Raw genomic sequence first — 10,105 nt, 5'->3', positions numbered from 1 at the left:
GGGCCTTAGCTCAGCTGGGAGAGCGCCTGCCTTGCACGCAGGAGGTCAGCGGTTCGATCCCGCTAGGCTCCATCTAATAGAGAAAGCTTACATCATATGATGTAAGCTTTTTTTTGTGTTTGAAAAGACAACTTTCATACTTGTCATTTAAAATGGAGAAAACGTGAAAATAAAGGGTGGGGGATAATTATGAAAGTTGTTATTGCATCTGATTCATATAAAGAAAGCTTAAAAGCTATAGAAGTATGTGAGGCCATTGAAAGAGGTTTTGGAGCAATTTTCCCTAAAGCAGAGTATGTAAAAATACCAATTGGAGATGGAGGGGAAGGAACGGTTGATTCCCTTGTTGATGCCACAAGCGGGAGGATTATATCATTTCATGTGACAGGACCACTTAGAGAGAGTATACAAGCTTTTTACGGTATGTCTAAAGATAAAAAGACAGCGTTTATTGAAATGGCAGCAGCATCAGGCTTACAACATGTTCCGGCTAAAAAACGAAACCCACTTATTACGACGACGAAAGGAACAGGAGAACTTATACTACATGCGCTAGACGAAGGAGCTGAGCATATCATTTTAGGACTTGGAGGAAGTGCTACAAATGATGGAGGAGCGGGTATGTTGTCAGCTTTAGGAGTCAAGTTCATAAATGGAAAAGGAGAAGTAATAGAGCCATCTGGTGGAACGTTACATTCGATTGTCTCTATTGATTTTTCACAAATGGATTCCCGTTTAAAGCATATAAAGATAGAAGCAGCATGTGATGTAGATAATCCGTTAGTTGGAATAAGAGGAGCATCTTTCGTATTTGGACGACAAAAGGGTGCGGATGAAGAGATGATGAAAGAGCTGGATGAGAATTTAAAGCATTATGCGCATATCCTTAAACAATACCTATCTTGCGACGTATCTAAAATACCTGGTGCAGGAGCTGCAGGAGGTATGGGAGCAGCTGTTATTGCAGTGCTAAAGGGAAACTTGCGGAGAGGAATTGAAATTGTATTAGATTATACAAATTTTGATAAGCATATAGAAGGTGCAGATTTAATTATAACTGGCGAAGGGAGAATAGATGAACAAACAGCATATGGAAAGGCCCCAGTAGGTGTTGCGGAGCGTGCAAAGCATTTTCATATTCCTGTCATTGCTATTGGGGGATCGGTATCTCTGAATTATTCGGCTGTTCATGAAAAAGGAATTGATGCAGTATTTAGTATTACAACAAGTCCGATGACATTAGAGGAGGCATATAAAGTAGCAGAAGAGAATATCGAAATGACAGCAAAGAATATTGCAGCAGTGTGGAAAATAGCATCAGAAAAACACTTCTAAATGCGGGAGTGTTTTTTATTATTATCTAATAATAATGATGGTAGTTGTTTCATTATGTTAACTTTATACATAGAATAGTCTTAACATTTTGATTTTGAAGCAAATATAAGTGAATAATTTGTATATCCATACAGAAAAATGTCGAGTTGAGTCAGAGTATATAAAAGATTTAAAATATTTAGTGAAGGCACAAAAGGGGGATACTATCTATGAAAAAAGAAATTTCAGTTATTGGAGTTCCAATGGATTTAGGCCAGATGCGTCGTGGCGTTGATATGGGACCGAGCGCAATCCGTTATGCAGGTGTAATTGAAAGAATTGAAGGAATTGGATATGACGTTAAAGATATGGGAGATATATGTATAGAGAGAGAAAAAGAAGTAGATGTAAATACAAGCTTAAGAAACCTTACACAAGTTGCAACTGTATGTAACGAATTAGCAAGTAAGGTGGATCATATTATAGAAGAAGGGCGTTTTCCACTTGTATTAGGTGGCGATCATAGTATCGCTATTGGTACATTAGCTGGTGTTGCGAAACATTATAAAAACCTAGGTGTTATTTGGTATGATGCACATGGTGATTTAAATACAGAAGAAACTTCACCATCTGGAAATATTCACGGTATGTCACTTGCAGCAAGTTTAGGGTATGGACATCCCACGCTTGTAGATTTATACGGGGCATATCCAAAGGTGAAAAAAGAGAATGTCGTAATTATCGGTGCACGTGCATTAGATGAAGGAGAAAAAGACTTTATTCGAAATGAAGGTATTAAAGTATTTTCAATGCACGAGATTGATCGTATGGGTATGACGGCTGTTATGGAAGAAACAATCGCGTATTTATCTCATACTGATGGTGTGCATTTATCATTAGATTTAGATGGTCTTGATCCTCACGATGCACCAGGAGTTGGAACACCTGTAATTGGTGGCTTATCTTATCGTGAAAGTCATTTAGCAATGGAGATGTTAGCGGAAGCTGATATTGTTACATCTGCCGAGTTTGTTGAGGTAAATACGATTTTAGATGAGCGAAATAGAACGGCAACAACAGCGGTTGCTTTAATGGGTTCTTTATTCGGTGAAAAACTAAAATAAATGTAAGAAAAGCAACTGAGAAGTTGCTTTTTTTATTTGAAAATAGGCGTATAATAATGATTTATATTATACTGTACGATAAGAATGTTTGACATCTTACCAATTTAGACTAAAGGGGGTTGTTTGTAATTGTCGTTTGTTTCATGTATGGTATAATTAACTAGTTGTTGGAAATACATACAGATAGAGCATAAAACAATATTTCAATATATGGATAGAATTGCTCGTAAGTAGGAGGAAGGGTTAGCATGCCTTTTGAAGATACGACCATTTTGAAATATCTTAGTACGGCATTAGATATTGCCGTTGTATGGTTTATTATATATAAGCTAATTCTCATAATCCGAGGGACGAAAGCTGTTCAACTTTTAAAAGGGATTACAGTTATTATTGTCGTTCGGATGATCAGTATTTTTCTTGAATTGCGAACGCTATATTGGCTAACTGAACAAGTATTAACGTGGGGATTTTTAGCCGTTATTATTATTTTCCAGCCAGAATTGCGAAGAGCGCTTGAGCAGCTAGGACGCGGGAGTTTATTTTCGCGTACTGGAACTCATGAGGATGATGAGCCTGAAATGGTTGCAACAGCGATAGCGAAAGCAACGGAATATATGGGGAAACGTAGAATTGGTGCATTAATTACCTTGTCAAAAGAGACCGGTATGGGTGATTATGTAGAAACGGGTATTCCGCTAAATGCAAACGTATCATCGGAATTACTCATTAATATTTTCATTCCAAACACACCTCTTCACGATGGAGCAGTAATTATGCAAGGAAGTACCATTAAAGCAGCAGCTTGCTATCTTCCGTTATCGGAAAGTCCATTTATTTCTAAAGAGTTAGGAACTAGGCATCGCGCTGCAATGGGAGTTAGTGAAGTTACTGATAGTATTACAGTAGTTGTGTCGGAAGAAACAGGCCAAATTTCTTTAACGAAAAATGGTAAGTTGCATCGTGATTTGAAGACAGAACAACTGAAAGATATGTTGTTATCTGAATTTAGTGCGAACGAAAAAACGACTTCTTCGTCTTTATGGAATTGGAGGAGAAAGCGTCATGGATAAGTTAATGGAGAATCATTGGTTTTTAAAGGGGATCTCATTACTATTGGCGTGTATGCTTTTTATGTCAGCGACTTTAACTGAAAAAAATACGACATCGGGGATACTACCTTTTGCAAATGATGCGAAAGAAACATTAACTAATTATGCTATTAACGTTAAGTATGATGAAGAGAAATATATTGTAAGTGGTATTCCGGCAGAGGGCGTTAAGGTGAAGTTAGAGGGTCCAAAAGCAGCAGTTGCTACGGCAAAAGCGAAAAAACAATTTGATATACCAGTTGATTTGAGAGGTAGCGAAAAAGGAACGTATGAAGTTTCTTTGAAAACGAATGGACTTCCAGATGATGTGAAAGGAACAGTTCAGCCATCAACAATTAAAATTACTCTTCATGAAAAAGCGAGAAAATATGTTCATGTAGACTTGAAATTATCAAATGAGGATCAAATGCCAGCTGGTGCTACTCTCGAAAAATCAAACATTAAACCTGATACGGTTGAGGTAGTTGGGACGAAAGAAGAAATTGAAAGTATTTCATCTGCTAAGGCGTATGTTGATTTAAAAGGTGTTAATAAAACTGTTACAAAAACAGCCGAAGTTACATTATACAATAAAGAAGGAAAACGTTTAAATGTAAGAACAAGTCCATCTAAAATTAGTGTAACGTTGAATGTGGCGACGCAAGCTACGGCCAATAATACTGAAAAAACTGTTCCTATAACATATACGAAAAAGGGGAGTTTACCGGAAGGATTGGCCGTTACAAATATTAGCGTTGAGCCGAGAGAAGTAACGATAGCAGGTCCAAAAGATATATTGGATAATATACAATCGATAGAGGGGGTCGAAGTAGATCTTAGTCAATTGACAGAGTCTACAACATTCGATACCTCTGTTTTATTACCAAAGGGTGTAACAAGTGCGAAGCCAAATCAAGTAAAGGTTTCAGTAGGCGTACAAAAAACAAAACAAACGAAAACAAGAACGATTGATGGTATATCAATTCAAAAAAATGGACTTTCTAAAGACGTTACGGCCCAGTTACTTTCGCCGCAAGATGGGAAGATAAGCGTTGATATTTCAGGAGAAACAAGTATAGTAGATAAAATAACAGCTGCTCAAATAACAGCAGTGATTAATCTACAAAATGTGTCTCCTGGGACGAAGGATGTTGCTATTCAAGTGAGTGGCCCTGGTAATATTTCAATAGAGCCAAAACAAAAAAGTGCTAAAGTTACAATTGTGAAGAAAGAAAATCCCGATAAAGAAGTACAGGGTAACGGTGAGCAACCAAATTCAAATAATAATAAAGATAATCAAACTGAAAAACCAAAAAATCCTGAACCTGAACCTAAGCCTGATCCAGAAAAGGAAAAGGAGAAGGAATCGGAACAAAATGAAGATAAAGAAACTAGCCAAGAGCCAACAGTAGATAATCAAAAAGAGCCAGAAAAAGGAGCGAATCATAATGGGTAAATATTTTGGTACAGATGGAGTACGCGGGGTTGCGAATAAGGAGTTAACACCTGAATTAGCGTTCAAAATTGGACGTTTTGGTGGTTATGTATTAACAAAAGATACAGACCGTCCAAAAGTAATTATCGGCCGTGATACACGTATATCAGGACATATGTTAGAAGGAGCTTTAGTAGCAGGTCTATTATCAACTGGAGCAGAAGTAATGCGTCTTGGTGTTATTTCTACACCAGGTGTTGCTTATTTAACGAAAGCGTTAGATGCACAAGCTGGTGTTATGATTTCTGCATCTCATAATCCAGTACAAGATAACGGAATTAAATTCTTCGGTTCAGACGGTTTTAAATTAACAGATGAGCAAGAAGCAGAAATTGAAGCTTTATTAGACAAAGAAGTGGATGAATTACCACGTCCAACAGGTACGAACCTTGGGCAAGTGAGTGATTATTTTGAAGGTGGACAAAAGTATTTACAATACATTAAACAAACTGTAGAGGAAGATTTCTCAGGTTTACATATCGCTTTAGATTGTGCGCATGGTGCTACGTCTTCTTTAGCTCCGTACTTATTTGCTGATTTAGAAGCTGATATTTCAACAATGGGAACTTCACCAAACGGTATGAACATTAACGATGGAGTAGGTTCTACGCATCCAGAAGTATTAGCTGAATTAGTAAAAGAAAAAGGTGCTGATATTGGTCTTGCTTTCGATGGTGATGGTGACCGTTTAATCGCTGTAGATGAAAAAGGAAACATTGTTGATGGCGATCAAATTATGTTTATTTGTGCAAAGTACATGAAAGAAACTGGTCAACTAAAGCATAATACAGTTGTTTCAACAGTTATGAGTAACTTAGGTTTCTACAAAGCACTTGAAGCTAACGGTATTACAAGTGATAAAACAGCAGTTGGTGACCGCTACGTAATGGAAGAAATGAAGCGCGGAGGTTACAACTTAGGTGGAGAACAATCAGGCCATATTATCTTACTTGATTACATTACAACTGGTGATGGAATGTTAAGTGCACTTCAACTTGTAAACATTATGAAAATGACGAAAAAACCATTATCTGAGCTTGCAGGAGAAATGACAAAATTCCCGCAATTGCTAGTAAACGTTCGTGTAACAGATAAAAAACTAGCACTAGAAAACGAAAAAATTAAAGAAATTATTCGTGTTGTAGAGGAAGAAATGAATGGTGATGGCCGCATTCTTGTTCGTCCATCTGGAACAGAACCACTTATTCGTGTAATGGCAGAAGCACCAACACAAGAAGTTTGTGATGCATATGTACATCGCATTGTAGAAGTTGTGAAAGCGGAAGTTGGCGCTGAATAATTTAATAAATTTATTGAAAAGGAGCACAATAAGTGCTCCTTTTTCATATGTTTTATAGATGGTGAAAAAATTTTCATTGACGGTTTATCCATGTTTGTTATAAGATGGTCTTGTTCTTTTTCTCAAAGGAAATATTGTAAATTATAGAAGCGCCAGAACTACAAGTAGTGTAGTTGACGAGGTGGGGTTTATCGAGATTTCGGCGGATGGCTCCCGGTTGTTCATCACAACCGCAAGCTTTTACTTAAATCATTAAGGTGACTTAGTGGACAAAGGTGAAAGTGTGATGAGAGAAAAGGAACGGATACAAACTAGCTGTATAAGTATATACGGACTTAAACCCAATCGAGAGGAAGGTGAAAGCCGTTACAAGCTTACAGGGCTAGCAATATGTAATCCGTTTTTTAGTATAAATAAAAATGGTATCGGACTATGTCGTTACATGTTCGCAGAGCAGTGTAAGCATTTGTAACGGCGACTAAACATGTGTGGAATCGTAGGATTTATTGGAGAGCAAGATGCAAAGGAAATTTTATTAAAAGGTTTAGAAAAGCTAGAATATCGTGGATATGATTCAGCAGGTATTGCAGTACAAGCAGAGAACGGTGTTGTTGTATACAAAGAAAAAGGCCGTATTGCAAAACTTCGCGAAATCGTAGATGAGAACGTAGCAACAAGCGTGGGGATCGGTCACACACGCTGGGCTACACATGGTGTTCCGAGCAAAGTAAACGCGCATCCGCATCAAAGTACATCAAAGCGTTTTACACTAGTTCATAACGGTGTAATTGAAAACTATGAGTTAGTGAAGAAGGAATATTTACAAGATGTCACGTTCGTAAGTGAAACGGATACAGAGGTTATCGTACAGCTTATGGAACAACAAGTGAGCACAGGACTAAGTGTAGAAGAAGCGTTCCGTAATACGCTATCTCTTTTACATGGCTCTTATGCAATCGGATTACTTGATGCTGAAAATCCAAACATGATTTATGTTGCTAAAAACAAAAGCCCGCTATTAGTAGGTGTTGGTGACAACTTTAATGTTGTGGCGAGCGACGCTATGGCGATGTTACAAGTTACAGATCAATTTATTGAATTAATGGATAAAGAAATTGTAATTGTAACGAAAGAAAGTATTACAATTAAAAACTTACAAGGTGAAACGATTGAACGTGCACCGTTTACAGCGGAATTAGACGCAAGTGATATTGAAAAAGGAACATACCCTCATTTCATGCTTAAAGAAATCGATGAGCAACCACTTGTTATCCGTAATATAATTCAAAAGTACCAAGATGAAAATGGCGAGATTGAATTAGATCAAGACATCCGCAATGCGATTTTAGATAGCGATCGTATTTACATCATTGCATGTGGAACAAGTTATCATGCAGGTCTTGTTGGAAAACAATTTATCGAGAAGTTTGCAAAAATGCCAGTTGAAGTGCATGTAGCAAGTGAATTCTCTTATAACATGCCATTATTAACAGAAAGACCATTCTTCATTTACATTTCACAAAGTGGTGAAACAGCTGATAGCCGTGCAGTACTTGTACAAACAAATGAAATGGGTCATAAAGCATTAACAATTACAAACGTACCTGGTTCTACACTTTCTCGTGAAGCGGATTATACACTTCCGTTATACGCGGGACCAGAAATTGCCGTTGCATCAACGAAAGCTTACACAGCACAGCTTGCAGTACTTTCAATTTTAGCTGCAGATATTGCTAAAGCAAAAGGTGAAGTTCTTGGTTTTGACTTAACACACGAACTAGGACTTGTAGCAAATGCAATGGTACAACTTTGTGATCAAAAAGAAGAAATGGACGCATTAGCAAAACAATTTTTAGCAACAACTCGTAACTGTTTCTTCATCGGACGTAGCGTAGACTTCTACGTAGGATTAGAAGGAGCGTTAAAGCTAAAAGAAATCTCTTACATCCAAGCAGAAGGATTTGCTGGAGGAGAATTAAAACACGGTACAATCGCTTTAATCGAAAACGGTACACCAGTTATCGCACTTGCTACACAAGAACACGTAAACCTTGGAATTCGTGGTAACGTGAAAGAAGTAGTAGCACGCGGAGCTAACCCATGTATCATCTCAATGAAAGGCTTAGAAATGGAAGGTGACAGCTTCGTATTACCAGCTGTACACGAAGCACTAGCACCGCTAGTAGCAGTTATTCCATTACAACTTATCTCATACTACGCAGCACTTCACCGCGAGTGTGACGTTGATAAGCCACGTAACTTAGCTAAGTCTGTTACGGTTGAGTAGGAGATTAGTAGGTTAGTAAATATATTGTAGTTTTGAAATAAAGTTAAGACGTTTATAAAAAAGGTGCGATGCTTTATCTCTTTAATCAAAGAATTGTAAATAAGCTATGATCAAACCTTTTTATAAAACATAAACCTGTTGGATAAGAAACCATTTTGATTAGACTCTTTCAAAATGGTTTCTTTTTATTCATCATAGAATACGGTTTAACACAGTATTTTTAATCAAACTTTATTTTAAAGCTACACATTGCTTTTTCTTATGGTGAATTTGTTTCTTAGTTATTTCCTGCATTTTATATCATTCACCAATCATGTAATGTTAAGGGAGATGACAAAAGAAAGGAAGAATGTACAAATGAGTATAGTAAAAAACGGAACATTGCAAGTAATTGGAGCAAGCATCTATTATGAGGTGCGTGGCTCGGGTCCAATTCTTCTTTTGATTCATGGTGGGGGTGGTGATGCCGACAAGTTCCATAATGTCGCCGACCATCTTGCTAAATGGTATACCGTTGTTACTTACGATCGTCGTGGTCATTCCCGTAGCAATCTCGTCAATAAAAATGAGGATTACCATGTGCACACGCATAGCGAAGATGCTCATCGGTTGCTAGCTAATCTGACCAAAGAACCGGCTTATGTATTCGGAAGTAGTTCTGGTGCTGTTATCGGACTTGATTTGTGCATACGTCATCCTGAGCAGGTACAGTTACTAATTCCACACGAACCGGTTTTATTACAACTTTTATCTGAAAATGAGTTGAAGCAGGCTATAAATTTCATGGAAGACCTTAAAGGGAATCATCAAAGTGAGGTCATGAAGTTATTGTCAAATATTGATGATAGTAATTCCGAACCATCGAAGGATATGCTAACAGAGCGACTACTTGGCAATTCGATGTATTTCACTGAGTATGAAATCCCGGGAATTCTCAGCTATACTTTAAATATCGATGCGTTAAAGTCCCTATTAAAACCTGCATCGATACAGGTACGTCCAGCTGGTGGAAGTATTTCAAGAGAAACTTTTCCTTATCATTGCGCATTCAACTTAGCAGAACACCTCGGAACAGAATTCGCAGAGTTTCCAGGACATCATGTGGGTTATAACACAGTGCATCATAAAGAGTTTGCTGAGAGGTTACATGATGTTATTGAGAATTAATCGGGAAACTATCAATGAGCAGTGTATAAACACAATAGCGCGAATAGATATTCATGGAGTTACAAGACAATACGTAATTTAGGGTTTTGTCTATATGTCTAAATTAATTTCAAAGCATCAGCAGAATATGAACAACTAAAAAAGCAGCTACCTCTCCATTTAAAGGTAGCTGCTTCTTTTTACATAGATTCTATAATTATTTGTCTTTCATACCACTTGTTTAGTTTTCCATTTCCTAAATCTTCTTTATCAACAATAATAGTTTTGGGGTGACTTGATTTGTTAGCTTAATAATTATGTGCTTTCCTCTAATAGAACCAACGCGAACAA

8 protein-coding genes and 1 tRNA gene are annotated in these 10,105 nt (G+C 37.4%); all 9 read left to right on the top strand.

The annotated features are described in order from the left end of the window. The 9 genes from BAQ46_RS11215 (at position 1) to BAQ46_RS11175 (ending at position 9,775) form a co-directional block, all read left to right on the top strand. Positions 1 to 72: transfer RNA gene (locus BAQ46_RS11215), tRNA-Ala, on the top strand. 117 nt (positions 73 to 189) lie between these two features. Next, positions 190 to 1,335, top strand: coding sequence for a glycerate kinase (locus BAQ46_RS11210; protein WP_061130838.1), 1,146 nt, complete (start codon positions 190 to 192; stop codon positions 1,333 to 1,335). A gap of 209 nt (positions 1,336 to 1,544) precedes the next feature. Further along, positions 1,545 to 2,438, top strand: coding sequence for an arginase (rocF, locus tag BAQ46_RS11205; protein WP_071741934.1), 894 nt, complete (start codon positions 1,545 to 1,547; stop codon positions 2,436 to 2,438). Positions 2,439 to 2,686: 248 nt separating this feature from the next. After that, the gene (cdaA, locus tag BAQ46_RS11200) at positions 2,687 to 3,508 is read left to right on the top strand and encodes a diadenylate cyclase CdaA (protein WP_001115701.1); all 822 of its coding nucleotides are present in this window, start codon (positions 2,687 to 2,689) and stop codon (positions 3,506 to 3,508) included. Continuing rightward, the gene (locus BAQ46_RS11195) at positions 3,501 to 4,982 is read left to right on the top strand and encodes a CdaR family protein (RefSeq protein WP_071741933.1); all 1,482 of its coding nucleotides are present in this window, start codon (positions 3,501 to 3,503) and stop codon (positions 4,980 to 4,982) included. Before cdaA ends, BAQ46_RS11195 begins: the two co-directional genes overlap by 8 nt. Continuing rightward, a complete protein-coding gene (gene glmM / locus BAQ46_RS11190; RefSeq protein WP_000521474.1) occupies positions 4,975 to 6,321 on the top strand; it encodes a phosphoglucosamine mutase in 1,347 nt (448 codons plus the stop codon). Before BAQ46_RS11195 ends, glmM begins: the two co-directional genes overlap by 8 nt. Positions 6,322 to 6,607: 286 nt before the next feature. Next, complete coding sequence (locus BAQ46_RS11185; protein WP_001208183.1) at positions 6,608 to 6,793, top strand: hypothetical protein; 186 nt, start codon at positions 6,608 to 6,610, stop codon at positions 6,791 to 6,793. A 12-nt stretch (positions 6,794 to 6,805) separates the two neighbouring features. After that, positions 6,806 to 8,608 (top strand): glutamine--fructose-6-phosphate transaminase (isomerizing), encoded by a 1,803-nt coding sequence (gene glmS, locus BAQ46_RS11180; protein WP_000334168.1) that lies wholly within the window; start codon positions 6,806 to 6,808, stop codon positions 8,606 to 8,608. A 357-nt stretch (positions 8,609 to 8,965) separates the two neighbouring features. Continuing rightward, positions 8,966 to 9,775, top strand: a complete 810-nt coding sequence (locus tag BAQ46_RS11175; RefSeq protein ID WP_061130842.1) for an alpha/beta fold hydrolase — start codon at positions 8,966 to 8,968, stop codon at positions 9,773 to 9,775. Positions 9,776 to 10,105: the final 330 nt, after the last annotated feature.

This window comes from Bacillus paranthracis (assembly GCF_001883995.1).
GTDB lineage: Bacteria > Bacillota > Bacilli > Bacillales > Bacillaceae_G > Bacillus_A > Bacillus_A paranthracis.
The sequence above is the reverse complement of the archived record's forward strand: the minus strand, read 5'-3'. Positions and strand labels throughout refer to the sequence as shown.

What these genes read in the sequence shown, in the direction of transcription:
- BAQ46_RS11175 (WP_061130842.1), top strand. Translation starts at nt 8,966, where the DNA reads ATGAGTATAGTAAAAAACGGAACATTGCAAGTAATTGGAGCAAGCATC.
- glmS (WP_000334168.1), top strand. Translation starts at nt 6,806, where the DNA reads ATGTGTGGAATCGTAGGATTTATTGGAGAGCAAGATGCAAAGGAAATT.
- BAQ46_RS11210 (WP_061130838.1), top strand. Translation starts at nt 190, where the DNA reads ATGAAAGTTGTTATTGCATCTGATTCATATAAAGAAAGCTTAAAAGCT.
- BAQ46_RS11185 (WP_001208183.1), top strand. Translation starts at nt 6,608, where the DNA reads ATGAGAGAAAAGGAACGGATACAAACTAGCTGTATAAGTATATACGGA.
- cdaA (WP_001115701.1), top strand. Translation starts at nt 2,687, where the DNA reads ATGCCTTTTGAAGATACGACCATTTTGAAATATCTTAGTACGGCATTA.
- BAQ46_RS11195 (WP_071741933.1), top strand. Translation starts at nt 3,501, where the DNA reads ATGGATAAGTTAATGGAGAATCATTGGTTTTTAAAGGGGATCTCATTA.
- glmM (WP_000521474.1), top strand. Translation starts at nt 4,975, where the DNA reads ATGGGTAAATATTTTGGTACAGATGGAGTACGCGGGGTTGCGAATAAG.
- rocF (WP_071741934.1), top strand. Translation starts at nt 1,545, where the DNA reads ATGAAAAAAGAAATTTCAGTTATTGGAGTTCCAATGGATTTAGGCCAG.